The organism is Halobaculum sp. XH14 (genome assembly GCF_032116555.1).
Taxonomy (GTDB): Archaea; Halobacteriota; Halobacteria; order Halobacteriales; family Haloferacaceae; genus Halorarum; species Halorarum halobium.
Genome location: NZ_CP134949.1, coordinates 162,726 through 185,516, shown reverse-complemented (window position 1 = coordinate 185,516; position 22,791 = coordinate 162,726). Strand labels below are relative to the sequence as shown.

Genomic DNA, 22,791 nt, shown 5'->3' with positions numbered 1-22,791 from the left:
TCGGGTTCGCTGTGCTCCTCGGGGCGAAACTGAACCGCTCCGATTGTCGAGCGGGAGCGTCCACTCCGACACAAAAATTAACCGTGCGGTGACACACGTGCTCGCTACGGTACTCAGACGTGAATCTCACGGCACTCTGGAGGCCCGTTCTGCTCTATACGGGCATCCTCGGTTGTCTCACGGTTGGAGCGATACATTTCACGACACGCTCGGGGTTCGTCGTCCTCTTCGGAGGCGGGTGCGGGCTCGTGCTCGTCATCCTCAGCGTCGGCACCACGGGGCCGGCGGACGGTGGCGGGTTTGCAACCGCCGAGGGGCTCGACGCGACGGGTGGCTGGCTCGGGACGGAGACGGAGACCCAATACAGTCTACCGCTCCTGTTCTACGGGTTCGGCGTGTTTCTCTGGAGTTTCATCGTGCTGGTTACGCTGTACGACGTCCTCGTCTGAGCGGGACGGCGTTCCGCTGTGTGACGGTTTTTGTGGAGAACGTTCGGTGAAGAAGTCGGCTCGCCGACGCCCGATGGGACCGGGCCGACTCAGCGGCCGTAGGTCAGTCCGGTCGCCCATGCGTCGATTCGGTCCTTCACGCCGCCGAGCCACGCGGCCGGCGAGACGGCGCGGGCCTCCCGGTCCTCGAGTTCGATGCGGTCGCCCTCGTAGGGGTCCGCGTCCTCGAGCAGGCTGCTCGTCGAACTCATCGCGCAGCGACCGCACGACTCGGCCTTCTTTCCGCCCATGTCCCCGGATTGTACTGCTCGATAGTTAACGTTTGTCGTGGGCCTTTTGAGGGGGCACGCGTAGGTGACGGTATGAGCTACCATCACGTGGACCCGTCGGCGCTCGCGGCCGCCCCCGACCGCCCGAGCGTCAAGCGGTCCATCAGCGACGCCTGCGGGCTCGAACGGTTCGCGCTCCACCAGTACGAGGTCGCGCCGGGCGAGGAGATTCCGCTCGCGTACCACTACCACGACGAGCAGGAGGAGGCGTTCTACGTCGTCTCGGGCGAACTCCACGTCGACACGCCCGAGGAGACGTACGTCGTCGACGCGGGCGAGGCGTTCGTCGTCGAGCCGGGGAGCCCGCAGTTCGCACACGTCCCGGAGGACGGCGAGGAGACCGTCGCGCTGGTCGTGGGCGCGCCGCCCGCGGCCGACGACGCCCACGCCTACGAGGACGCATGAGCGACGACCCGTTTCCGCCCGGCATCGAGCCGGAGGAGGAGGAGCCGGAGATTCCCGAGTGGGACGACGAGTACCTCGACCGGGTGGCGAACGACCTGAGGTTCAACTACGACCTGGACCGTGACAGGCGGGTCGACGGCGAGCGCTTCCCGCTGTACGGCCGGCTGCGGATGGAGAACCGCAAGAAGTTCATCCACCAGTCGATCAACTACGGCAACCACGCCATCGAGGAGCACCTGTTCGCCCGCCGGGCCGACGCGGTCACGATCGCGATGCTGGAGCGCTACGTCGGGATGGCCGACGACCTGGCCGACGACTGGATCGACGCCGACGAACAGCACCAGAGCACCGACTTCACCTTCGTCGTCGTCGCGCCCGAGGTGCCCGAGGACGTGCGCTCGTTCGTCTCGGGCTTCCGCGAGCGGACGCTCATCAGGTGGGGCTACTACGGCCACTACGAGGTGAACCTCGTCGTCGTCGCGCCCGAGGCCGAGGAGCACGTCGCGAGCACGAACGCCGACGTGTGGCGCGCGTTCGCCGGCTGGGCCGACCCCGACGAGGGACGCGATGGCGGACTCCTCTCGCGGCTCTCCGGGCTGTTCGGTCGCTGACGCGGCGCCACGGTCAGTTTTCTCGGGTCGTCGCAGTCGGCGGCGGTGCTGCCGTCGTCGGTCCCGTCACCGTCGTCACGCTCGTTCGAGGAACGCGACCGACCGCGGAGCCGTCGCTCGATGGGTGGGGTGAAAGAATCGGGGCGGAACCGCGCCGGGTCCGGGGCTGGCCCGGACCGTGTCCATGGAGGGCAGTCATCGGCTCGTCCCCGGCGGGTGCCGGGGCGTTCGATCCGTGGGGAGCGGGGTCGCCCCCGCTCGTCGAGCGGTCCGGACCGTCGGCCCGGAGCGCCCGGCGGCGGCTCGGTCCGCCGACCGCGCCGCAGCGCCCGTGCGTTCGCCCCGTGACCGTGCCGTGCGGTCACGGGAGCTCCGTCGTCCGCCGGCCTAGTCGTCGCTCGGCGCGGTCCCTCCCGGGGAACCGCGCGCCTGCTGGATGTTGTCGTACCCCAGCTTCGCGAGCGACAGGGCCAGATACACCAGCGTGAGCGAGATGATGATCTGGATGGCGAACGATATCTGGTTGACGAGCGTATCGGCGCCCAGCAGCGACGTCGGCGCGCGGTACAACCCGATCCACAGCAGCGCCGTGATGGTGACCACCAGCATCAGCGCCATCGGGACGCCCGTGCTGATGAGCTGCTTGTTGTCGTCCCAGTTGGCGAGCCACAGCGTCGCCGCCAGCAGCGCGAGCGCGGCGAGCGTCTGATTCGCGCCGCCGAACAGCGGCCAGAGGCTGCTCCACTGGCCGGAGCCGACGAGCAGGTACGCCGGGAGACACTGCAGGAGCCCCGCGTTGACGTAGCGGTTCGTCGTCGTCTTCTCCAGGCTCGTCTCGGGCGTCCCGATGATCTCCTCGAACATGTAGCGGCCGAGCCGGACGGCCGTGTCGGTCGAGGTCAGCAGGAAGCTGACGAACACCAGGCCGATGAACGCCGCCCCCGCAGCGGTCGGGATGCCGAAGCCGGCCCCGAGCATCACCGCGCCGCCGGCCGGGAAGTTGGCGAGCGCGCCGACGATGCCGGCACCGAAGTTGGTCGTACCGATGATGGCCAGCGCCGCGACGGCGGTCGTCGCGAGCAGTCCCTCGCCGAGCATCGCGCCGTAGCCGATGTCGCGCGCGTCCGTCTCGTTGTTCAGCTGTTTCGCGGTCGTCCCCGAGGAGACCAGCGAGTGGAACCCGCTGATCGTCCCGCACGCGATGGTGACGAACAGGAACGGGAAAATCGGCCCCAGCGCGCTCGTGAAGCCGAGGAACGCCGGGAGGTTCGTCTCGAGGCTGGTGTAGGTCGTCCCGGCGTAGCCGACCGAGAAGCCGCCGCCGAACACCGAGATGGCCGTCGCGACGAGGATGCCCAGCAGCATGCCGCCGACGCCGACGTACAGCAGGCTCGACGTGAGGAAGTCACGCGGCTGGAGCAGGATCCAGACCGGGAGCACGCTGGCGACGAAGCCGTACACGACGATCACCGGAACCCAGGCGGCCACGTTGGCGTTCTGTGCCCCGGCGAGCGGCAGCCAGTCCCAGGCCGACGCGGCGCCGAGCAGGTGGATCGTGTCGGCCGAGTGCGCGCCGGTGTCGACCAGCGCGACCGGGTACTGGAGCCCGACCCAGACGCCCCCGAACACGAGCGCGACGAACCCGACAGCACCGGGCAGGAACGGGAGGTCGAGCTGGTACAGGTACACCCCGAACACGAGCGCCAGCGCGATGTAGATCATGCTCGCGGTCGCCGAGGACGGGTAGGCGTCGAACACGACGCCGACCACCAGCGCGAACACGGCGATGACGAGGATGATCGTCAGGAAGGCGAACCACAGCAGCATGTCCTTCCCGCGCTCGCCGACGTACTCGCCGACGATGTAGCCGATCGACTTGCCCTCGTGCCGGACGCTGGCCGAGAGCGCCATGAAGTCGTGGACCGCGCCCATCAGGGGGTTCCCGATGGCGATCCACGCGATGGCCGGGAGCCACCCGAACGCCGCGCCCGCCGTGATGGGCCCGACGATTGGTGCTCCGCCCGCGATGCTCGAATAGTGATGCCCCAGGAGTACCGGTTTCTTGGACGGGACGTACTCCTGCCCGTCCTCGTATTTGTGCGCCGGTGTCTCCGCGTCCTCGTCCAGTTCGACGAACTGGCTCAGGTACCTCGAGTACGCGAGGTAACCCGCCGAGAACGTTAGTAACGAGGCGATGACCAGGACGGCAATTTGTACCATGGTACAGTATGGCCCATGAATATAGGCCAATTAAATGTTGCGTTCGTTGATGATTGATTCGCGCTGGCAGGTCTCACCTACTCGTGAACAGTAGGTTCCGTGGGTCGAAACGGCCGCGATCCGGGGCTCAGGCGACGAGATCGGCGGCGATGTCGAGCTCGCGGGAGACGTCGTCGAGTAAGTCGCCCTTGATCTCGGCGACCCGTGTCTCGATCCTGGCGACGACCGGCGGGTCGAACGTCTCCTCCAGTTCCCGCACGCGCTCGCGCTCGGTCTCGACGCGGTCGCGGAGGAACCGCGCCCCCCGTCCCTCCTCGTGGGGCTCCGGCTCGGGCGTCAGGCGGTTCGCCACCAGGCCGGCGACCTGGAGGTCGCGTTCGGCGAGGCTGGCGATGGCGCGTCTCGTCTCCCGGATCGACAGCTCGTCCGGGTTGGCGACGAGGTAGAACGCGGCCTCCTCGCGCAGCGTCTCGCCGGCGAACTCGAAGTTCTCCTTCCGCTCGCGGAGGCGGGCGATGATCGGGTCGCCGACGGCGGTTCGGCGCGGCTCTCGCCCGCCGATGGCGGACTTCTCGTACAGGTCGACGCTCTTCTCGCGCTTCGAGAGCAGCCGGTCGATCCAGCCGCCGAGGTACTCGGGCAGCGACAGCAGGCGGAGCGTCCCGCCGGTCGGGGAGGTGTCGAAGACGACGCGGTCGTGCTCGCTCTCGCGCATCACGTCGATGAATCGGTCGAACAGCGCCGCCTCGTGTGCGCCCGGCGTCTGGTGGGCCAGTTCGATCTGGCGGTCGATCTCGTTGACGATCGCCGGGCTCACCTGGTCGCCGAGCTGGCGCTTGATCCCCATGAGGTGCTCGTCGACGGCCTCCTCGGGGTCGATCTCCATCACCTCCAGCGAGTCGTAGCCGTCCACGGGCGTCGGGTCGTCGTCGAACCGCTGATCGAACACGTCGGCGGTGCTGTGGGCCGGGTCGGTCGAGACGAGCAGCGTGTCGAGGTCCGCGCCCGCACACTTGTGGGCGTACGCCGAGGAGACGGTCGTCTTGCCGACGCCGCCCTTGCCGCCGAAGAACACGTATCGTCCCATCAGAAGTGGTACTGCTGGCCCTTCCGTTCGAGCATCGACCCGCGGTCCCACATCCGGCGCTCCCACTGCTCGAACTCCGCGCCGAGATACGGGAGCAGCTCGGCCGTGTAGTACGACACCGGGCTGGGGATGCCGAACGCGTCGGGAAAGCAGGCGAGCAGGAACGCGTCCTCCTGGTCCTCGGCCTCCTTCTCGATGAGTTCGTACGCCGGGTGGGAGATCATCCCGTGATAGAGCCCCCTGAGCCACTCCTCGACCGTCTCGCGGAACGCGGCGATTCGGTCAGTCAGGTCCATGTGGGCACCTGACATGGGGCCGTGCAAAAGGGTATCGGGACCCGCCCGTCCGGCGCTTCGTCGCCGACGGCCGTCCGGCTCGAAGCGCCGGGGGGCCATCAGGCCCGACGCGACGCCGGGTCCGGGAGCTCGTTCCTCCGGCCGCCGAGAACCCTGCTCAGCGCGTGGTCGATCCGCTCGGCCGAGTCGACCCGGAGGCGCACGGTGTTGCCCCCGACGAGGTGGATGTCCACCTCCCGCTCGTGTCGCCGGGTTCCGCCGACGTCCTTCAGCTCCCGCTCGCGTCGAGCGGCGTACTCGGCCGCCGCGAGCCCGCAGAGCGTCACGAGCGTGAGGGGCACCACGGCCAGGCTCCCGGCGAGCGCGACCGGGCCGATCAGCGCGCCCAGCGCGAGACAGCAGATGCCGAGCACGACTAGTTGCCGGTCGTCGGTCGCTCGGCCGACGGCGCGTTGCCGAACCCGGTCGGCGTCCGCCAGCCAGTCCGGCCGGTCGAGCCCGTCGGGGAGTCGTCGTTCGACCCTCGCTACCGCGTTCCGGATGGCCTCGACGCCGGTTCTCCGGACGGACTCCGCGAGCACGAACCCGCCGACGCTGCCGAGGACGAGCGCCGCGCCGAGGACGCTCCCGGTCAGGGCCGCCGCGGCGAGGAAGCCGACCAGCGCGACGAGCGCGCCGCCGACCGCCAGTCCCCGGCATCTGAGGCTCCGGGCCGAAACCGACGTCCGGGGCTGGCTCCGGATCCAGGAGATGCCCGCCCGCGTAACGTCCACGTACTCGCCGTCCTCGGAGACGAACAGCAGGCGGCGGTCGGTGACGCCGATGGACCCCTCTCTGCGATACGCGTCGGTGACGAGCGCCCCCGAACCGGCGTCGATGAGCGACTCGTCCGGTGCGAGGTACGGCTGGAACTCGTTCGATGGCGCTCGCATGTGGGACCTCCTACTGCGGTTTCGGCCATTGTTACCTGCATCTTACGCGCTCGACCGGTCTCGACGCGGTCGCGTCGAACGGTCGCTGACCGGACCACGAGGGTTCGCCGGCACAGTGCCGGCACAGTGCCGGCCCAGCGTCGGCACAGCGTTGGCACAGCGCCGGCCCAGCGTCGGCGGCCGGGGAACGTGGTTGATAAGTGTAGGCCACGCTACTGTCCCACACATGAACGGCGGGACGCCGGTGACGATACTCAGCGGGTCGCTCGGGGCGGGGAAGACGACGACGCTGAACCACCTGCTCTCGAACCCCGGGGGGCGACGGATCGCCGTCCTCGTCAACGACATGGGAGAAGTGAACGTCGACGCCGAGCGCGTCGAGGCCGGCGCGGACGGCGTCGCGGAGCTCTCGAACGGCTGTATCTGCTGTGACCTCCGGGACGACCTCGAGGTGGCGGTGAGCAAACTCGCCCGCGAACGCGAGTTCGATCACCTCGTCGTCGAGTCGTCGGGCATCTCCGAGCCGGCCCCGGTCGCACGACTGTTCACCACGGGTGCCGCCTCGGCTCCCTACGACCTCGACACGCTCGCGACCGTCGTCAACGCGGAGACGTTCCGCGAGACGCTCGCGGAGGAGGACCTCGTGACGACCGAGGACCTTCGTCGGAAGCGACCCGGCCAGGCCGAACGCCGGGACGGCGAGACGCGCCCCATCTCGGACCTGCTCGTCGGGCAGGTCGAGTGTGCGGACGTGCTGCTCGTGAACAAGTGCGACCTCGTGGACGAGGCGGCGCTGGCGGGGACCGAGGACCTGCTCGAATCGCTCAACCCCCGGGCGCGAATCGTCCGGACGACCCACGGCGCCGTCGACCCCGGCAAACTGCTCGGGACCGGGCTGTTCGACGTGGACACGGTGAGCGAGACGGCCGCCTGGCAGCGGGCGGCCGAACACGCCGAGGGGCACCACCACGGCGACGATGGGCACGAACACGGCGAGGGCGGCAGCGACGAACACGGCGAACACGACGGCGACGCGGACCACGCCGACCACGACCGCCACACGCCCCAGTCGGAGTACGGCGTGGACTCGTTCGTCTTCCGCGCGCGCCGGCCGTTCCACCCCGAGCGCTTCGCGGCGTTCGCCCGCGACCTCCCCGACTCAGTGATCCGATCGAAGGGGACCATCTGGGTCGCCGGGCGGGACGAGACGGCGCTGTTCCTGGGTCAGGCCGGCCCCTCGGTTCGGGTCGAACCCGACCGGCAGTGGATGGCCGCGATGGATGAGTCGCGCCGGGAGATGCAGCGCCGGATGAACCCCGACGTGGAGTGGGACGAGGAGTTCGGCGACCGGCGGACCGAACTGGTCGTCATCGGCCGCGAGATGGACGAGCCGGCGGTCCGGGCGGCGCTGGAGGACTGCCTGCTCACCGAGACGGAACTCGACCAGGACCGGGAGTCGTTCGACAACCCGTTCCCGGAACTGACGGACGATCCGATCGCGCTGTAGGAGTGCGGCAATCCGACGGCGGTGCCACCAGCAGTCGTACCGTGACCCGGGGAGGCGAGTTCGCCGCGCCGACCGCGCTCGGGGCAGTTTGATCGGGAAAGCTTCGATTCCGTCAGCAGTGGGCTTCCAAAGGAATCCCTCGGCATGAACGGGTGTTGCAGGGGGTCGACGAGTGAGCGAACGAAGCGAGCGAGAGAGGATTTCCGTGAAGAAGGTTCAGGTTCATCGGCCATCAGCAGGCGCAGCCGGTCGACGCGGCCGAGCACTCGAACGCCATCTCGTCGCCGCAGTCGGGGCACGCCGGCGGGGTGTCACCCTCGACGTCGGCGTCGCGAATCCGCTCGCCGCAGTCGTGACACCAGTACGCTCCCGCCGAGGTCTCCTCGCCGCCCTCGCCGCGGTTCGCCGCGGTTCGCCGACTGCGTCGAGGCGGCGAACGCCTCGACGACCGTGCTAACGAGCCCCATGCCCGATCTCTCGTCGCGTGCCACTTCAATTCAGGAGCGGTCGTCCGCGGTCCGTGCACGGCCGAATCGGCACGGATGGACCATCACCGCGCTCGGCCGAGACGACGTCGGGTCAGACCCGTTTGGAGAGCACCAGCAGCCCGCGTTCCAGTTCGCCGCGTCGCTTCCAGGCGGCCAGTCGGTCCACGACGTCGGGACCGCCCACGGCGACGGTCGATCGGGCGACCAGCTCCGCGCCCTCGTTCTTCGGCCGGACCGTGATCGTGGTTTCGAGCGTCGAGAGCGGCCCCTCGACCTGCTCGTAGACGAGGCCGTCGTCCCGCTCCTCGAACCGGAAGGTGAGTTCCATCCCCATCCGGCCGGCGGTCAGCACGGTCCCGTCGTCGGTCTCGGTCACCTCGCGGACGTCGAAGCTCCCCTCGGCGTCGACGACGGCCGTCGGCGTGAGGCTCCGGCGTACCTCCGGGGGCGACGACGCGACGAACCGCGTGACTTCGACGTCTCGCATGCGCCGGGCTTGGACCCCCGGGGTGAAAAGGGAGTGGGCGTTCGTCGGTGATGTCGTTCAGTTCCGTCGACGGGTTACGGAGTTGGTAGATCCGCCGAGCGTCGTTGCGGGGTTCGCTGTGAAGCAGATTACTGTCGCTGGCGGTGATTACAGGCCACACCCTCCCCAACTGATTGCGATGCTCGCACGCTCGCTGCGCGTCTCATCCCTCGCACGCGTTTGCGAGCCCCACAGGGGGGCTCGCCGTCACGCGCACCACCGCATCCGGAAGCGTCCGAACCCGCCGCCGGCCGGTTCGAAAAAAAAACCGCGTGGGGGGAACGCGGAGTCGTACGTCGCGCGATCCGAACCGGACCTACGCGGGCGCCTCTTCCTCCTCGAGTTCGTCGCCGGCGTCGAGCGATTCGAGCGCGGCGATGGCGGCGTCGGTGTACTCCTCCATCGGGAGGTCGTACTCCTCGCGGGCCATCAGCGCGTACTCGTTGCCCTCGTCGTCGAACGCCTCGACGCGTTCGAGCGTCCGGCGGGCCGTCTCGACGACCCAGCGGTCGCGGGTCTCGGCGTCGACCGCCGAGATGGATTCCGGCCGGACCGAGACGTTGACGCTGCCGTCGTCGGTCTCGTACGTCCGCGGCTTGCCGACCACCGCGACGTAGGCCGGCGGCTCCAGTTCCCGGAGTGCGCTCGCTGCCTCGGGCTGGTACTGCCCGGCGTAGGTGAAGAACGTGCCAGTCGGATCGACGATGCGGCCGCGCCAGTACTCGCTGTCCTCGCCCACGTCCTCCTTCTCGGTGAGCGTGCCGACGAGGAACACGCGGTTCGCCCGCTCCCCCGTCGGGAGGAGCAAGTAGAGCGGCGCGCGCTCGTCGTCGGACTCCTTGAACGTGTAGCTGGCGTCGTTGTACTCGCGGGCGAACGCCCGTCGGGCGACCTCCCGCATGGGAACGTTTCCTGACATCTACATCGACCTCGCTTTGATCAGCACGTCCTCGGCATCCGCCGGCCCGGCCAGCGTCTCGAACTCGTCGACGAGCACGTAGCGGCCGAACGTCGGCCCGCGGACGCAGTAGTAGCGCCCGACGACCTGGTCCGCCATCTCCTCGCCGACGACCGTCGTGTCGAGGGCGTCCTGTGCCATCTCCTTGGCCTCCTCGAGCGTGATGCCCGTCAGGTCGGTCGTCGCCTCCTCGTCGAAGATGACCTCCTGGACGGACTCGCCGTCGTCGAGGACGGCCTTGATTCGCAGGTCGAACTCGCCGTCGACCTGGCCGTGCTCGCTACAGCGGCCGTTCTGGAGCACCCGGGTGCAGTCCTCCTCGGGGCAGCGCTTGATGAGCCCGGAGCCGGACTGGATGTCCACCAGCGCACCCTCGACCTCGGTCGAGTCGTCGCCGACCTCGATCTCCTCGTCGAGCTCCGTGATGGTGGTCGTCTTGTTCAGCTTCACCGAGTAGTTGCCCTGGTACTCGTCGGTGACGACGTTGCCCAGCGCGTAGCTCGTGCCCTCCTCGAGTTCCGGGAGTTCGCTCGTCTCGAAGGCGACGAACTTGATGGTGCCCGACTCGTCGCCGAGCAGGCCCACCTGCGCGATGGAATCGTGGCCGGGGTCCCAGAGGTCCGCAACCTTCACCCGGAGGTCGACCCACCGTTCGTCCTCGTCGATCTCGCCGACGAGCGCCTCTTCAGCCCCGCCGGGGCCGAGTTCGTCGCGTTCCATCCCCGCCTCGTCGAGGTAGGAGTTCACGACGCTGCGGCGCGCCTCCTCGACGGGAACGCTGTACTCGGTGACGAGCGCGTCGAGTTTCTCCTCGACCTCCTCGACGGGGACGTCCAGATGGTCCGAAAACTGCTCGTGTATCTCTTCCGCCTGGGTTTGCAAATCTGCCATGGGTCTCTCGCCTCCGCTCAGTTTTTCGGTGGGAGGCATACGCCGGTTGGTGCGCTATCCTATTTAAGACTCCGGGAGCGGGGGGAAGTGGTCAGAACACGGGTACTGCGTCGGAGTGGGTCCGCGAGCGAGCGGGCTCGCCGGCACGCCCCGACGGCAACGGACCTATGTCCCTGGCCGGCGCAGGGTCGGCCATGACGCTGACCGACCGCCTCCGCCGCGTCCTGCGCCAGCAGGCCCGGAAGGCCGGCCGGGAGTACGCCCGAAGCAGGGACGCCTACCGCGAGGGGCGGACGGACGCCGGCACGCCCGACCTGGCCGACCCGGCGGAGTTCGGCCTCCCCGCGAACGACGAGGGGGACGCGAGGATCGTCTGCCGGCGCTACGCCGAGAAGCGCGCCGTCGCCCTCGATGCGGCGGGCCACCCGGACTGCTTCGAGGCCGGCAACGTGGACTGCGAGGGCTGTGCCGAGGACGTCCGCGGCGGGCGGGTCCAGACGTGGTGAGCGAACCCACACCCGACCGCCCCGTCGTCGCCGTAGTTCTGGCGGGCGGAACCGGGTCGCGGCTCTACCCGGCCTCCCGGAGCCATCGGCCGAAACAGTTCCTCCCGCTCGGAGGCGGTGCGGGCGGCGGCCGGGACGAAAGCCTCCTCGCGCGCACCGTCGCAAGGGCCGACTTCGCCGACCGCGTCCTCGTCGCCACGCGACCCGAGTTCGCCGACGAGATCCCGAAACACGCACCCGACGCCGAGATCGTCGTCGAGCCGGCCGGCAAGGACACCGGACCGGCGCTCCTGTACGCGACGTGGGTGGCCGGGGAACGCGTCGCAAGCGGGGCCGACGGGGACGGCGGCACGGAGCCGGTGGTCGTCTGCCTCCCGGCGGACCACCACGTCCCGGACGCCGAGGCGTTCGCGGCGACGATGCTCCGGGGTGTCCGGGTCGCGGCCGACGCCGACGCGCTCGTCGCCTTCGGCGTCGAACCGACGCGGCCGGCCACCGGCTACGGCTACGTCGAACCGGGCGCGAAGCGGACCACCGGCGGCGACGGGTGCGACCACGACGACCGCGGTGACGGCGGCGACCGCTACCGCGACCTCGCCGCGTTCCACGAGAAGCCGGACGCCGAGACGGCCCGGGAGTACGTCGCGGCGGGCTATCGCTGGAACGCGGGCGTCTTCGCCTGGACGCCATCGGCGCTGTTCGCGGCCGCCCGGGACACCCCGCTCGCGCCGCTCGTCGATGCGCTGGAGGCCGAGGACCCGGACCCCGACGCGGGCTTCGACGCCGTCGAACCGATCAGCGTCGACTACGCGGTGATGGAGCGGGCAGCGGACGCCGCGCTCGTGCCGGCCGACTTCGAGTGGGACGACCTGGGCTCGTGGGACGCGCTCGAACGAGTACTTGGCAGCGACGCGGACGGCAACACGCTCGCGGCGGACGCGCTGACGCTCGATTCGGTGGGGAACGTCGTCGCCGGCGACGACAAACACGTCTCGCTCGTGGGCGTCGAAGACCTCTGTGTCGTCGCGTACGACGACCGCGTGCTGGTGGTGCCGAAGGGGGAGACACAGCGCGTGCGGGAGGTGGTTTCGCGGCTGAAACGGGACGGGAAGTTCTGACTAGCGTCGGTGCCGCGGGGAACTACTCGGATCGCCGCACGCGGACGGCACCGCCCGTGGTGACGCCGACGAGGATCGGGTCGACGACCTGTCGCCCCTGGACCGCGGTGCCGGCCTCCTCGCTCACGAGGTTCATCAGCCCGGGGGCGGTGTGGTTCACCTTCACGTCGGCCTCGTCGCAGGCCCCGAAGACGCGCCGGGGGACGTCATAGAGGTCCGCGCCGGACTCGACCTCGACCCGAACCGGGGCCGCCAGCGCCTCCGCGAACGCGACCGTCTCGCTCGCCTTCTCGACGTTCTCGCGGGCGCTGGCCTCGACGCTGGAGACGTTCGCGCGGGAGGTGCCAAGCAGTGCCGCGATGTCGGCCTGCCGGGTGCCGCGTTCCCGGAGCGCCAGCACCTCGGCTTGCCGGCGCGTGAGCACGCTCGACTCGGGATCGAAGCCGGCGCCGTCGAGCACCTCGTCGACGTCGACCTCGACGGCGTCGGCGTCCCCCTGGGAGTCGGCCATACCTGCCCTGGGGCCGCCGGGGGCAAAAAGGGATAGTTCGGACTGTCAGTGTGCGGCTTCCGGGACGCTCGCGCCCTACGAGCCCCAGAAGTTGTCGCGCGAGCCGAGCCGCTGTTCCTCCTTCTCCCCGTCGTCCGCGCCGGCGGCGGGGTCGGCCTCGTCGAGTTCGCCGCCCTCGTCGTCCGAGTCCATCGGGAGCTTCTCGACGATCTCCTTCGCCTTCGCGTGGTTGTGTTTCACCCGGTCGATCCGGACCCTGACCCGGGAGGGCGGCAGCGCGCCGTCGACCATGACGATGAAGCCGTCCTCGGTCCGGCCGACGCCGGCGCCGCTCTCGTGGATGTCCTCCACGTCGAGTACGACCTCCTCGCCGGGCTTGACCGGCTGCTGTTTCAGGTCCGAGATGGGCATGTCGTAGTTGTTGCACCACTCGGCGCCGCCGCGGTCGCCGTAGTGCTGACAGCCCATTCCGTTGATGCGCTCGGAGAAACGTGGGCAGTCGTCCGCCAGTGGACAGTCCGGCATACCGGGAGGTAGCCGGCCGGCCGTCTAAACGCTTCCGTCTGGCTGACTGGCGGTCCGTGGTCCGGGATATCGACGAACTGCGGTGAGTGAGCGCGGTGGGTCGGGTCGGGGATCGAATCACGAAAATCGGAGGTTTTCGAACGACTCCGGTCGCGTGAACAGCCGATTGCGCTCCTCGCTCGCAGGCTCGCTCCGGTGCCCGTCCCTCGCGCGCGTCTGCTCACCCCAGCGATGGGGGTTCGCGTCACGCGCGCCGGCCGCAAACGGACGCAGACCGCTCCCCTGATGCCAACGGTTTCGCCGACGGGCCGGCAACGGCACGCGATCAGCCAACTCCGACGTAGCCGTCGGGAGCGGGAACGACACCCGAAACGCCTTTGCCGCGGTCCGACCGAGCCCCGCACATGATACTCGACCTGGTCGGCGAGGCCGTCGCGGCGAACCCGGTCCTCACGGCCATCCTGGTCGTGCTCCTCGCGCTCGTCCTCGGCGCCTATCTCTTCGTCCGCCGGATCCTCGTCAACGCGAGGCAGGGGTACGAGTCCGGCCAGCGCGACGGGTAACGACCCCGCGGCCCGGAACTCGACAGGGACAGTCACTTGTAGACCCCACGCGAGGCCCGTGTATGGTCGACCCCGCCACGCTGGCGACGCTTGGAGTCGCGGGTCTCGCCTCGCTCTTCATGGCCTGGGCCATCGGCGCCGGCTCCTCGGGGTCGACGCCATTCGCCCCGGCAGTCGGCGCGAACGCCATCTCCGTGATGCGCGCCGGCCTCGTCGTCGGCCTGCTCGGCTTCCTCGGCGCGGTGCTCCAGGGCGCGAACGTCACCGAGGCCGTCGGCAACGACCTCATCGTCGGCGTCTCCATCACCGCCACGGCGGCCATCGTCGGCCTCGTCACCGCCGCCGCACTCGTCGCGGTCGGCGTGTTCGCGGGCTACCCCATCGCCACCGCGTTCACCGTCACCGGCGCGGTCGTCGGCGTCGGCCTCGCGCTCGGCGGCGACCCGGCGTGGGCGAAGTACCGCGAGATCGCCGCGCTCTGGGTCGCCACGCCGTTTCTCGGCGGCGGGGCGGCGTACGTCACGGCCAGGCTGCTCCGCGCCGAGTCGATCCCCGAGCGCGCGCTCACCTCCGTGCTGGCCGGCGTCGTCGGCGCGCTCGTCGTCAACGTCGGCTTCACCGTCCTCGGCCCGCCCGGCGAGCAGGGCTCCATCGCGGGGGTGCTCGCGGCGGGGCTCCCGCTCCCGACCCTCGCGGGCGTCGACGCCGGCTGGGTGGCCGTCACGCTCGCGCTCGCCGCGCTCGCGGCCGTGGCGCTGCACGTCGACACCGCACGCGACCCGGAAGCGGGCCAGCGGCACTTCCTGCTCGTGCTCGGCGGCCTCGTCGCCTTCTCGGCCGGCGGCTCGCAGGTGGGACTCGCCATCGGCCCGCTCGTCCCGCTGCTCGACGGGAACCTGGCGGTCCCGCTGCTCGCGGTGCTGGTCGGCGGCGGCCTCGGCCTGCTCGCCGGCTCCTGGACGGGGGCGCCGCGGATGATCAAGGCGCTCGCGCAGGACTACTCCAGCCTCGGGCCGCGCCGGTCGATCGCGGCGCTCATCCCGAGCTTCGCCATCGCCCAGACCGCCGTCGCGTTCGGCATCCCCGTCTCGTTCAACGAGATCATCGTCAGCGCCATCGTCGGCTCGGGCTACGCCGCGGGCGGCGCGGGGGTGAGCACCCGGAAGATGCTGTACACGGTGCTCGCGTGGGTCGGCTCGCTCGTGCTCGCGTTCGGCGTCGGCTACGGCGCGTTCGTCGCCGTGGATGCGGTGCTGTAGGCGGCAGCGACGGCCCGGAGAACGTCGCCGGGCCGGCCGTCCTCAGTTCTCGAGTTCCTGCTCGGAGCCGGTTTCGGCGTCGAGGTCGTCGTCGGTCCCGACCTCCTCCGGCTCCTCGGTGATGGTGACCCGGGCGAGCATGATGCGGGTGTTGTCGACCTGCTCGATGCGGATGGCAACGTTGCCGAACTCGATCTCCTCGCCCTCCTCGACGAGGCGGCCGGCGCGGTTGAACACGAAGCCCGCGAGCGTCTCGAACTCCTCGCCCTCCGGGAGGTCGATGCCGAGCACCTCGTTCACCTCGTCGATGTTCACCTCGCCCCGAACCATCGCGGTGTGGTCGTCGACGAACTCGAACGGCTCCGTCTCGTCGCCCTCGAGGATGTCACCGACGATCTCCTCGACCATGTCCTCCAGCGTGAGGATCCCCTCGGTGGTGCCGAACTCGTCGATGACGACGACCATCTGCATCCGCGACTCCTGCATCTCCTCCAGCAGTTCGTCGGCGTTCTTCGACTCGGGGACGTGCAGGGTCGGCTGGACGACCGAGGCGAGCGTCTGGTCGCCCTCGCCGTAGTAGCGCGCCCGGACGAGGTCCCGGACGTTCACGACGCCGACGATGTTGTCGAGGTTCCCCTCGTAGACGGGGACGCGCTCGTGGTCGGCCTGGACGCAGGTCTCGATCGCCTCGTCGAGGGTGGCGTCCTTCGGGACCGCGTTGATGTCGAGCCGCGGGGTCATCACCTCCTTGGCGATGGTGCGGTTGAACCGGAAGATGCGGTCGAGCATCTCGCGCTCGTCCTCCTCGATGACCCCCTCCCGCTCCCCGGTCTGGATCATGTCCTGGATCTCGTCGCGGGTGACGTACTGGGTCTCGATGGCCGAGCGCCCGCCGGTGACCTTGTTCACGAGCCGCGTGAGGTAATCGAAGGTGACGACAAGCGGCAGGAGGACGTACTCGGAGTACTGCAGCGGGCGCGAGATGCGGAGCGCCCAGGACTCGGTGTTCTCGACGGCGTAGCTCTTCGGTGCCGACTCGCCGAACAGGAGCACTAGCGACGTGATCCCGAACGTCGAGATGAGGACGGCCGGGCCGGGGTCGAAGTAGATGCCGACGATTGCGGTCGCGAGCGAGGACATCGCGATGTTGACGATGTTGTTGCCCACCAGGATGGTCACGAGCAGGCGGTGGGGGTCCTCCTTCAGGCTCTTGACGGTCCGCGCGCCGCGCTTCCCGCTCTCGACGAGGTGGTCGACGCGGTGGTTGGCGAGCGAGAACATCGCGATCTCCGAGGAGGAGAAGAACCCGGAGAGCGCGATGAGGATGACGATGGCGATCGCTCCGCCGATGGTGATCGTCGTATCGTTGATCGGGAACGACCCGATGATCCCGCTCCCCTGGAGGAGCGCGTGAGCCACTAGAGAGGCGTATTCCGTCGACAAACCCATACGATACGAGGCTTTGTCGTCCCCCTGAATTAAGCGTTGTCCTCCCGGATGCACCGGTCTGAGTCCGCTGTCCCACGTTTCCTCGGGCGAAGACGTTAGGCCCACCCGCCCCTACAGGTCACCCATGTCGGAGGAACCGGCCATCACGCTGTATCGGCTCCAGGCGTGCCCGTACTGTGAGCGGGTCGTCAACAAACTGGACGAGTTCGACCTCGCGTACGCCTCCCGGTTCGTCGAACCGATGCACTCGGACCGGAACGCCGTCGCTCGGCTCACGAACAAGCGCACCGTCCCGGCCATCGTCGACGAGACGACCGGCGTCACGATGTCCGAGTCGGCGAACATCGTCGAGTACCTCGAGAACACGTACGGCGACGGGGCGGCCGCGTCCGGCGCGGCCGGCGCCGCCGGAGGTGCCGACTGATGCCCGACTTCGAGGTCGTGCAGCTACCGGAGACCGACCACCCCGAGGTGGGCGACACCGCGCCGGACTTCACCCGACCGCTCGTCTCCGAGGAGTACTGGACCGACACGTCGCTCTCGGAGCTGACCGCCGAGGGGCCGGTCGCACTCGTCGCCTTCCCGATGGACGGCGCGTTCCCGGCGACGTACGTCTGGAACGAGATCCGGGACCGCGGGTGGGGTCGGGGGGCGGACGACGGTGCCGGAAGCGACGGTCCGACCGTCGTCGGCCTCTCCATCTCCTCGCCGTACGAGCACAAGACGTTCACGGCCGAGCGCGGGATTGACTACCGGCTGTTCTCCGATCCCGGAGCCGGCGTGGCGGCGGAGTACGGCATCGAACACGACCTCGACGGGATGGCGGGCGTCACCGAGCACCGACCGGCGGTGTTCCTGCTCGACGAGGAGCGGACGGTCGAGTACGCGTGGGTCGCGAGCGAGTGGCCCGACTTCCCTGACTACGCCGAGGTCGAGGCCCGCATCGACGACCTGTAGATGACCGACCCCGACTCCGATCCGGCCGGCCAGGAGGACGAATCCGCCGCCGACTCGGACGTCGAGTCGGCCGCGGCGGCGATCAGCGCCGGCGGTCTCGTCGTCTACCCGACCGAGACGGTGTACGGGCTGGCGGCCGACGCCACCGACCCGGACGCCGTCGACCACGTCTTCACGGCGAAGGGGCGTCCACGGGACGAGCCCCTCTCGGTCGCGTTCGCCGACGTGGACGCGGCGCTGGCGGCAACGGAGGCGAACGACCGCGCCGAGCGGTTCATGCGGGCGTTCCTCCCCGGTCCGGTCACGGTCGTCGTCGGCCGAGGATCGGACCTCCCGGACGCGATCACCGGCGGTCGTCAGCGTGTCGGCGTGCGGGTACCCGACCACCCGACGGCGCGGGCGCTGGCGCGGGCGGCCGGCCCCGTCACGGCCACGAGCGCGAACCGTTCGGGCGCGGGGAGCGTGCGGCGCGTCTCACGGCTCGACGCCGACGTCCGCGAGCGGGTCGACGTCGTCCTCGACGGCGGCGAGGTGCCCGGCGGAGAGAGCACCGTCGTCGACCCCGAACGCGGGGTCATCCACCGCGCCGGGCTTCGGTCGGACGCCGTGCGCGAGTGGCTCGCCAGCGAGCCCTGATCAGAGGCCGAGCCACGAGCGCAGGCTCCGCGTCTTCACCCCGCACTGCTCCCGATAGTGGCACGAGTCACACTTGTCGCTGCCCGTGAGCCGCGGCGGCGGACCGTCCATCGTCGTGACCGTTCGGAGCACGCGCCGGTATGTCGCCTTCTTGCGAACGGTGAGCCGAACCTCCCGGACGACGCCGTGGGTCGGATACTCGAGGAACGCCCTCGGGACCTCCCGCTGACGCTCCCACGCGAGCGCCTTGGCGGCCGCGACGGCGCGGACCGCCTGCGGCTCCCAGACCCCCTGCTCGGGCGGATCGCCGGGGGAGACGATCGTCGGGACCGGCGACTCGTCGTCCGGTTCGAGCACCTTGTGGGCGATCCCGCGGCAGTCCTTCCCCTCCAGCAGCGTCCGCGTCGCCGCCGGGTCGGTCAGGTCGGCCCACTCCTCGCGGCCGGCGAGCAGGTCCATCGCCCCACGGTACTCGTCGGGGGGACGATCGACCGGCTCCGTCCGCAACGCCGCGTCGTCGGCCGCACGCAACTCGGGGTATCGGAACGCGAGGTCGATGCGCTCGGTCGCCTCGCTCGGCGGTTCCCGGTCCTCGCGCCGGACGTAGTAGAGCTGTCGCGGGCAGTAGGCGGCCCTGGCGAGGTCCGAGAACGCGACGAGGTCGGCGGCGGGCATGGGCGGTGTGGTCCCGCTCTGGTATTTGAACCTTCACCTGAACCTCTTTTGCGGGGGTCCTCGCTCGTGGTTCGAAAGGCGCTTCGCGCGTTTCGTCATCACGAGAGTCGCCTCCGGCGTCTCTCGAACGACTTCGCTCGCTCGTCGAACCCCGCAAACCCGTTCATGCCGAAACGCCGCTCGCTCGATCGGCCTGCGGCCTCCCTCCCTCACGGTACGGTCACTGGTGACTACCGCAGGTGTCGCCGCTAGCGACTTGCCGTGGGTGAGCTGAGTAATCGAGGTCGATCGACCGGATGCGGTTTCACCAGCAATCGTACCGCGAGCGAGGGAGGCGCGGCGAAGCCGCGCTGACCGTTACTCGCGGAATTTTGGCATTACGGGAAATCGAAGATTTCCCGTCAGCAGTGGGATTCCTTCGGAATCCCACGGCATCGACGGGTTTTGCGGGGGTTCGACGAGTGAGGGCGGCTTCGCCACCGGCGAAGCCGCCCGAAGGAGGAGGACCCCCGTCAAAAGAGGTCGCTTCAGAAGGAAACGTCAGTCTCCATGTCCTCGGTCGCCTCCCGAAGGCCGTCCTCGTGGGCCTCGTCGGTGAGCCCGCCCGAGAGATCCGCATCGGAGAGCAGTTCGGCGAACTCGTCCCGGAAGCGATCGTTCGCCCGGGTCGACTCCAGGTCGGCCTCGACGACCGACAGGTAGTGTTCGATCGTCCCCTCGTCGCTGTCGAACCGGTCCGCGATCTCCGCCAGCGGGAACTCCTCGACGTACATCGACCTGAGGAGTTCCATCCCGACCGGGGCGTCGCGGTCGGCCTCCCGCACGAGGTGGAGGTCCATCCGGGCGTCGAACACCTTGGCCTCGCCGACGTCGAGGTCGTCGGCGATGGAGGCGTCGTCGGCCCCGTCGTGGTACAGCCGGACGACCGTCTCCATGGCCTCGTCCGGGAGGTCGGACGCGAACTCGTAGCGCTCGCGCATCGTTGCGACGAGCTCCCGCACGCGGCCCCCGTCGTCGGCCGACTCGTCCGCCAGCGAGCCGGGCGACTCCTCCTGGTTCTCCGTCACCGTGTCCGAACCGGTGGCGTCGATGAAGATGTCCCGGAGCTCGGCCGTCTTCTCGTCCATGGATAGGTGAGAACGCGACCGCGATACAAAAGCCTACTGGGGGTGGTAGCGCGCCTGAGCGCGGCAAATTCGGGGGTTAGCGCTCCGACGTCTGTCGCCTCCACGGCCGTCGTCCGTCGAAGCCGACCGGGCGTGACCTGCGGGCCCCTGCGAGGCGGCGACACGGGGGAGCCGTCACGCCGCGTCCGGCCAGCACGGGGACTGACGTCTCCGGGCCCACGCCGCGCGTTCTCTCCCGTGTGAGAAGATTTAACCACGCCGCCCGCCGGCGTGTTCGTATGCAAACCGACCAGGTCACTCGCGAGACGTTCTGGACGGTCGGTCCGGTCGGGAAGGCCGTCTTCTACTTCCTCGCGGCGGTCGCCATCCTGTTCTTCCTCTACGGCACCTACCGTCGGTTCGCCCGCTACGCCGAGGGCACCGAGGACTGGTTCGACCGCCTCGACCACCTCCCCGGGCGCGTCCTCGACGCCGCCGGAGTCGTCCTCTCGAACCGGGGGCAGTTCGACCGCGACCCGTACGCCGGCGTGATGCACGCGTTCATCCTCTGGGGGTTCCTGACGCTGCTCATCGGCACCGCCATCATCGGCTTCGACATCGACGTCTGGCGGCCCGTCACCGGCAGTTCGTTCTTCGTCGGCGACTTCTACCTCTCGTATTCGTTCGTCATGGACGCGATGGGCCTGCTGTTCGTCGTCGGCGTCGGCATGGCCATCTGGCGGCGCTACCGCCACCGCGAGGGCCGCCTCTGGGGGAAACACACGTCGCTGGAGGACGACGCGTTCGTCTGGACGCTGTTCCTGCTCGGGACGGGCGGCTACGTGCTGGAGGCGTTCCGCATCGTCGGCACCGCCGAGGTTACCGCGTCGGGGGTCCAGTTCATCGCCTTCGAGCGGGTGTCGTTCGTCGGCTTCTTCCTGGCCGGCGCCTTCGCGGAACTCGGCCTCCGTCCCGGCTTCGCGGAGACGCTGTACCACTGGACCTGGTGGAGCCACGCGCTGCTCGCGTTCGCGTTCATCGCGTACGTCCCGGCCGCCAAGCCGTTCCACATGCTCTCCAGTTTCGCCAACGTCGTCACCCGCGACGAGAAGGCCGGCGTGCGCCTGCCGGGCGTGCCGGAGGACGCGGGGCCCGAGGAGATCGGCTACGGCTCCATCGAGGACATCTCGTGGCGGCACATTCTCGACCAGGACGCCTGCACGAAGTGTGGCCGCTGTTCGTCCGTCTGTCCCGCGAAGGCCTCCGGCCGGCCGCTGGACCCCCGCGACGTCATCCTCGACCTGAAGTCCTACCGCGAGGACCTGGACGCGGGCCGGACCGACGAGGTCGAGATCGTCGCCGACGGCGGCGACTCGGTCGTCGCCGCGGAGACGATGGAGTCGTGCATGTCCTGCATGGCCTGCATGGACGCCTGCCCGGTCGACATCGAGCACGTCCCGGAGTTCACGCAGATGAACCGCCGGCTGACCGAGACGGGCCAGATGGACGAGATGGTCCAGGACGCGATGATGAACGTGTTCCAGAACGGGAACACCTTCGGCGACCCGGCCCGGAAGCGCCCGGACTGGACCGACGACCTCGAGTTCGAGGTGCCCGACGCCCGCGAGGAGGACGTCGAGTTCCTCTGGTACGTCGGCGAGTATCCGAGCTACGACGAGCGCAACCGGCGGGTCGCCCGCTCGCTCGCCACGCTGTTCGAGCGCGCCGGCGTCTCCTACGGCATCCTCTACGAGGACGAGCAGCACGACGGCAACGACGTGCGCCGCGTCGGCGAGGAGGGCCTGTTCGAGATGCTCGTCGAGGACAACGTCGAGGCGTTCGAGTCGTCCACGTTCGAGAAGGTGGTCACGACCGACCCCCACTCGATGAACACGTTCCGGAACGAGTACCCCGAGGTGAGCGAGTTCGACGACCCGGTGTTCCACTACACGGAGGTCGTCGAGAACCTCGTCGAGCAGGGACGGCTCGGCCTCGACGGGACGGAACTCGACTACGTCGCCACCTACCACGACCCGTGTCACCTCGGCCGGATGAACGAGGTGTACGAGGCACCCCGCGAACTGATCCGCGCGACGGGCGTCGAACTCTCCGAGATGCCGCGCAACCGCGCCGACTCGTTCTGCTGTGGCGGCGGCGGGGGCGGCCTCTGGATGGACTTCGAGGAGGACCCGAAGCCGAGCGAGGAGCGACTCCGCGAGGCGCTCGAGGACACCGACGCGGGCGCCGCCGTCGAGAAGTTCGTCGTCGCCTGCCCGATGTGCGGGACGATGTACGAGGACGGCCGCAAGACCGGCGACTTCGAGGACGACATCGAGGTGATCGACGTCGCGGAACTGCTCTGTGAGGCACTGGCGGCGAAGGGTGCGGTGGCGACCGATGCGGCGGGGGACGCGTCGCCGACGGCCGCGGACTGACACGCGACCACCAACTCGCCGACGAGTCAGGCCCGCGACGCATCCACGTCGATGGCGTCGACCGGGCAGATGTCGACACAGAGCATGCAGTCGATACACTGGTCCTCGCGGGTCGGCTCGACCTTCGTCTCGCTGGCCGGATGGCCGGGCGTGTCGACCCAGTCGAACACGTCGACCGGGCAGTTCTCGAGGCAGGCGCCGTCAGCGACGCAGATGTCGTAGTCGACGGCGACGTGGCTGCCGTGGATGCCGAGTTGCTCCGGCTCGTCGACGGGGCCCCACACGTCGAGGCCGTTCTCCTCGCCGACCCGCTCGCGGCTCTCCTCGAAATTCGGATCGATTCCCATCGTCC

26 protein-coding genes are annotated in these 22,791 nt (G+C 69.5%); 12 read left to right on the top strand and 14 right to left on the bottom strand.

What is annotated here, in order from left to right; genetic code table 11:
- Positions 1-119: 119 nt before the first annotated feature.
- On the top strand, positions 120-449 hold the full coding sequence (locus RJT50_RS18740; RefSeq protein ID WP_484494637.1) for a DUF8070 family membrane protein: 330 nt from the start codon (positions 120-122) through the stop codon (positions 447-449).
- 89 nt (positions 450-538) lie between these two features.
- Here RJT50_RS18740 and RJT50_RS00895 read toward each other — a convergent pair whose 3' ends face one another.
- Positions 539-739 (bottom strand): DUF8007 family protein, encoded by a 201-nt coding sequence (locus RJT50_RS00895; protein WP_313693192.1) that lies wholly within the window; start codon positions 737-739, stop codon positions 539-541.
- 72 nt (positions 740-811) lie between these two features.
- On the opposite strand from RJT50_RS00895, the gene RJT50_RS00890 reads away from it, so the two are divergent.
- On the top strand, positions 812-1,183 hold the full coding sequence (locus RJT50_RS00890) for a cupin domain-containing protein (protein ID WP_313693191.1): 372 nt from the start codon (positions 812-814) through the stop codon (positions 1,181-1,183).
- Positions 1,180-1,794, top strand: coding sequence for a DUF8052 family protein (locus tag RJT50_RS00885; protein WP_313693190.1), 615 nt, complete (start codon positions 1,180-1,182; stop codon positions 1,792-1,794). Before RJT50_RS00890 ends, RJT50_RS00885 begins: the two co-directional genes overlap by 4 nt.
- Positions 1,795-2,181: 387 nt before the next feature.
- Here the strand turns inward: RJT50_RS00885 and RJT50_RS00880 are convergent, their stop codons facing one another.
- From RJT50_RS00880 to RJT50_RS00865, 4 genes are all read right to left on the bottom strand, one after another.
- Positions 2,182-4,014 carry a carbon starvation CstA family protein gene (locus tag RJT50_RS00880; protein ID WP_313693189.1) on the bottom strand — a complete coding sequence of 611 codons (1,833 nt, stop codon included), beginning with the start codon at positions 4,012-4,014 and terminating at the stop codon, positions 2,182-2,184.
- 127 nt (positions 4,015-4,141) lie between these two features.
- On the bottom strand, positions 4,142-5,101 hold the full coding sequence (locus tag RJT50_RS00875; protein ID WP_313693187.1) for an ArsA family ATPase: 960 nt from the start codon (positions 5,099-5,101) through the stop codon (positions 4,142-4,144).
- On the bottom strand, positions 5,101-5,397 hold the full coding sequence (locus tag RJT50_RS00870; protein ID WP_313693185.1) for a DUF7990 family protein: 297 nt from the start codon (positions 5,395-5,397) through the stop codon (positions 5,101-5,103). The genes RJT50_RS00875 and RJT50_RS00870 overlap by 1 nt, the downstream gene beginning before the upstream one ends.
- Before the next feature lie 98 nt (positions 5,398-5,495).
- Positions 5,496-6,329 carry a hypothetical protein gene (locus tag RJT50_RS00865; RefSeq protein ID WP_313693183.1) on the bottom strand — a complete coding sequence of 278 codons (834 nt, stop codon included), beginning with the start codon at positions 6,327-6,329 and terminating at the stop codon, positions 5,496-5,498.
- Between the two features lie 226 nt (positions 6,330-6,555).
- Between RJT50_RS00865 and RJT50_RS00860 the strand changes: the two genes are divergently transcribed.
- Complete coding sequence (locus RJT50_RS00860; protein WP_313693182.1) at positions 6,556-7,836, top strand: CobW family GTP-binding protein; 1,281 nt, start codon at positions 6,556-6,558, stop codon at positions 7,834-7,836.
- Between the two features lie 579 nt (positions 7,837-8,415).
- On the opposite strand, the gene RJT50_RS00855 is transcribed toward RJT50_RS00860, so the two are convergent.
- From RJT50_RS00855 to RJT50_RS00845, 3 genes are all read right to left on the bottom strand, one after another.
- Entirely contained in the window at positions 8,416-8,811 is a 396-nt protein-coding gene (locus RJT50_RS00855; protein ID WP_313693181.1) for an SRPBCC family protein, read from the bottom strand.
- A gap of 355 nt (positions 8,812-9,166) precedes the next feature.
- Complete coding sequence (locus tag RJT50_RS00850; RefSeq protein ID WP_313693180.1) at positions 9,167-9,769, bottom strand: RPA family protein; 603 nt, start codon at positions 9,767-9,769, stop codon at positions 9,167-9,169.
- On the bottom strand, positions 9,770-10,699 hold the full coding sequence (locus tag RJT50_RS00845) for a replication factor A (protein ID WP_313693179.1): 930 nt from the start codon (positions 10,697-10,699) through the stop codon (positions 9,770-9,772).
- A gap of 194 nt (positions 10,700-10,893) precedes the next feature.
- On the opposite strand from RJT50_RS00845, the gene RJT50_RS00840 reads away from it, so the two are divergent.
- Positions 10,894-11,205, top strand: coding sequence for a DUF7091 family protein (locus RJT50_RS00840; protein ID WP_425499697.1), 312 nt, complete (start codon positions 10,894-10,896; stop codon positions 11,203-11,205).
- Entirely contained in the window at positions 11,202-12,323 is a 1,122-nt protein-coding gene (locus RJT50_RS00835; protein WP_425499696.1) for a mannose-1-phosphate guanylyltransferase, read from the top strand. The genes RJT50_RS00840 and RJT50_RS00835 overlap by 4 nt, the downstream gene beginning before the upstream one ends.
- A 22-nt stretch (positions 12,324-12,345) precedes the next feature.
- Here the strand turns inward: RJT50_RS00835 and RJT50_RS00830 are convergent, their stop codons facing one another.
- A complete protein-coding gene (locus RJT50_RS00830; protein WP_313693176.1) occupies positions 12,346-12,834 on the bottom strand; it encodes a Tfx family DNA-binding protein in 489 nt (162 codons plus the stop codon).
- A 75-nt stretch (positions 12,835-12,909) separates the two neighbouring features.
- Entirely contained in the window at positions 12,910-13,359 is a 450-nt protein-coding gene (locus RJT50_RS00825; protein ID WP_313693174.1) for a TRAM domain-containing protein, read from the bottom strand.
- 404 nt (positions 13,360-13,763) lie between these two features.
- Between RJT50_RS00825 and RJT50_RS00820 the strand changes: the two genes are divergently transcribed.
- Positions 13,764-13,922 carry a DUF7859 family protein gene (locus tag RJT50_RS00820; protein WP_313693172.1) on the top strand — a complete coding sequence of 53 codons (159 nt, stop codon included), beginning with the start codon at positions 13,764-13,766 and terminating at the stop codon, positions 13,920-13,922.
- A gap of 62 nt (positions 13,923-13,984) precedes the next feature.
- Entirely contained in the window at positions 13,985-15,181 is a 1,197-nt protein-coding gene (locus RJT50_RS00815; protein WP_313693171.1) for an inorganic phosphate transporter, read from the top strand.
- Positions 15,182-15,223: 42 nt separating this feature from the next.
- Here RJT50_RS00815 and RJT50_RS00810 read toward each other — a convergent pair whose 3' ends face one another.
- Positions 15,224-16,630 (bottom strand): hemolysin family protein, encoded by a 1,407-nt coding sequence (locus RJT50_RS00810; RefSeq protein WP_313693168.1) that lies wholly within the window; start codon positions 16,628-16,630, stop codon positions 15,224-15,226.
- 124 nt (positions 16,631-16,754) lie between these two features.
- Here RJT50_RS00810 and RJT50_RS00805 point away from each other — a divergent pair, with 124 nt between their 5' ends.
- The 3 genes from RJT50_RS00805 to RJT50_RS00795 are packed head-to-tail and all read left to right on the top strand — an operon-like array spanning position 16,755 to position 18,223.
- Positions 16,755-17,054 carry a glutaredoxin family protein gene (locus RJT50_RS00805; RefSeq protein WP_313693167.1) on the top strand — a complete coding sequence of 100 codons (300 nt, stop codon included), beginning with the start codon at positions 16,755-16,757 and terminating at the stop codon, positions 17,052-17,054.
- Positions 17,054-17,587, top strand: coding sequence for a redoxin domain-containing protein (locus RJT50_RS00800; RefSeq protein ID WP_313693165.1), 534 nt, complete (start codon positions 17,054-17,056; stop codon positions 17,585-17,587). The genes RJT50_RS00805 and RJT50_RS00800 overlap by 1 nt, the downstream gene beginning before the upstream one ends.
- Positions 17,588-18,223, top strand: coding sequence for an L-threonylcarbamoyladenylate synthase (locus RJT50_RS00795; RefSeq protein ID WP_313693163.1), 636 nt, complete (start codon positions 17,588-17,590; stop codon positions 18,221-18,223). It begins immediately after the preceding gene.
- Here RJT50_RS00795 and RJT50_RS00790 read toward each other — a convergent pair whose 3' ends face one another.
- Together RJT50_RS00790 and RJT50_RS00785 are read right to left on the bottom strand one after the other, a co-directional pair.
- Positions 18,224-18,898 carry a CRISPR-associated protein Cas4 gene (locus RJT50_RS00790; protein ID WP_313693161.1) on the bottom strand — a complete coding sequence of 225 codons (675 nt, stop codon included), beginning with the start codon at positions 18,896-18,898 and terminating at the stop codon, positions 18,224-18,226.
- A 527-nt stretch (positions 18,899-19,425) separates the two neighbouring features.
- Entirely contained in the window at positions 19,426-20,025 is a 600-nt protein-coding gene (locus RJT50_RS00785) for a conditioned medium-induced protein 4 (protein WP_313693159.1), read from the bottom strand.
- 278 nt (positions 20,026-20,303) lie between these two features.
- Between RJT50_RS00785 and RJT50_RS00780 the strand changes: the two genes are divergently transcribed.
- Complete coding sequence (locus RJT50_RS00780; RefSeq protein WP_313693157.1) at positions 20,304-22,439, top strand: (Fe-S)-binding protein; 2,136 nt, start codon at positions 20,304-20,306, stop codon at positions 22,437-22,439.
- Between the two features lie 26 nt (positions 22,440-22,465).
- Here RJT50_RS00780 and RJT50_RS00775 read toward each other — a convergent pair whose 3' ends face one another.
- Positions 22,466-22,786: a 4Fe-4S dicluster domain-containing protein gene (locus RJT50_RS00775; RefSeq protein WP_313693156.1), complete on the bottom strand. Its 321-nt coding sequence runs from the start codon at positions 22,784-22,786 to the stop codon at positions 22,466-22,468.
- Between the last annotated feature and the right edge of the window lie 5 nt (positions 22,787-22,791).

Excerpts from the sequence above, each read along its gene's own strand:
- RJT50_RS00895 (WP_313693192.1), bottom strand. The coding sequence starts at position 739 with ATGGGCGGAAAGAAGGCCGAGTCGTGCGGTCGCTGCGCGATGAGTTCG.
- RJT50_RS00890 (WP_313693191.1), top strand. The coding sequence starts at position 812 with ATGAGCTACCATCACGTGGACCCGTCGGCGCTCGCGGCCGCCCCCGAC.
- RJT50_RS00885 (WP_313693190.1), top strand. The coding sequence starts at position 1,180 with ATGAGCGACGACCCGTTTCCGCCCGGCATCGAGCCGGAGGAGGAGGAG.
- RJT50_RS00880 (WP_313693189.1), bottom strand. The coding sequence starts at position 4,014 with ATGGTACAAATTGCCGTCCTGGTCATCGCCTCGTTACTAACGTTCTCG.
- RJT50_RS00875 (WP_313693187.1), bottom strand. The coding sequence starts at position 5,101 with ATGGGACGATACGTGTTCTTCGGCGGCAAGGGCGGCGTCGGCAAGACG.
- RJT50_RS00870 (WP_313693185.1), bottom strand. The coding sequence starts at position 5,397 with ATGGACCTGACTGACCGAATCGCCGCGTTCCGCGAGACGGTCGAGGAG.
- RJT50_RS00865 (WP_313693183.1), bottom strand. The coding sequence starts at position 6,329 with ATGCGAGCGCCATCGAACGAGTTCCAGCCGTACCTCGCACCGGACGAG.
- RJT50_RS00860 (WP_313693182.1), top strand. The coding sequence starts at position 6,556 with ATGAACGGCGGGACGCCGGTGACGATACTCAGCGGGTCGCTCGGGGCG.
- RJT50_RS00855 (WP_313693181.1), bottom strand. The coding sequence starts at position 8,811 with ATGCGAGACGTCGAAGTCACGCGGTTCGTCGCGTCGTCGCCCCCGGAG.
- RJT50_RS00850 (WP_313693180.1), bottom strand. The coding sequence starts at position 9,769 with ATGTCAGGAAACGTTCCCATGCGGGAGGTCGCCCGACGGGCGTTCGCC.
- RJT50_RS00845 (WP_313693179.1), bottom strand. The coding sequence starts at position 10,699 with ATGGCAGATTTGCAAACCCAGGCGGAAGAGATACACGAGCAGTTTTCG.
- RJT50_RS00840 (WP_425499697.1), top strand. The coding sequence starts at position 10,894 with ATGACGCTGACCGACCGCCTCCGCCGCGTCCTGCGCCAGCAGGCCCGG.
- RJT50_RS00830 (WP_313693176.1), bottom strand. The coding sequence starts at position 12,834 with ATGGCCGACTCCCAGGGGGACGCCGACGCCGTCGAGGTCGACGTCGAC.
- RJT50_RS00825 (WP_313693174.1), bottom strand. The coding sequence starts at position 13,359 with ATGCCGGACTGTCCACTGGCGGACGACTGCCCACGTTTCTCCGAGCGC.
- RJT50_RS00820 (WP_313693172.1), top strand. The coding sequence starts at position 13,764 with ATGATACTCGACCTGGTCGGCGAGGCCGTCGCGGCGAACCCGGTCCTC.
- RJT50_RS00815 (WP_313693171.1), top strand. The coding sequence starts at position 13,985 with ATGGTCGACCCCGCCACGCTGGCGACGCTTGGAGTCGCGGGTCTCGCC.
- RJT50_RS00810 (WP_313693168.1), bottom strand. The coding sequence starts at position 16,630 with ATGGGTTTGTCGACGGAATACGCCTCTCTAGTGGCTCACGCGCTCCTC.
- RJT50_RS00805 (WP_313693167.1), top strand. The coding sequence starts at position 16,755 with ATGTCGGAGGAACCGGCCATCACGCTGTATCGGCTCCAGGCGTGCCCG.
- RJT50_RS00800 (WP_313693165.1), top strand. The coding sequence starts at position 17,054 with ATGCCCGACTTCGAGGTCGTGCAGCTACCGGAGACCGACCACCCCGAG.
- RJT50_RS00795 (WP_313693163.1), top strand. The coding sequence starts at position 17,588 with ATGACCGACCCCGACTCCGATCCGGCCGGCCAGGAGGACGAATCCGCC.
- RJT50_RS00790 (WP_313693161.1), bottom strand. The coding sequence starts at position 18,898 with ATGCCCGCCGCCGACCTCGTCGCGTTCTCGGACCTCGCCAGGGCCGCC.
- RJT50_RS00785 (WP_313693159.1), bottom strand. The coding sequence starts at position 20,025 with ATGGACGAGAAGACGGCCGAGCTCCGGGACATCTTCATCGACGCCACC.
- RJT50_RS00780 (WP_313693157.1), top strand. The coding sequence starts at position 20,304 with ATGCAAACCGACCAGGTCACTCGCGAGACGTTCTGGACGGTCGGTCCG.
- RJT50_RS00775 (WP_313693156.1), bottom strand. The coding sequence starts at position 22,786 with ATGGGAATCGATCCGAATTTCGAGGAGAGCCGCGAGCGGGTCGGCGAG.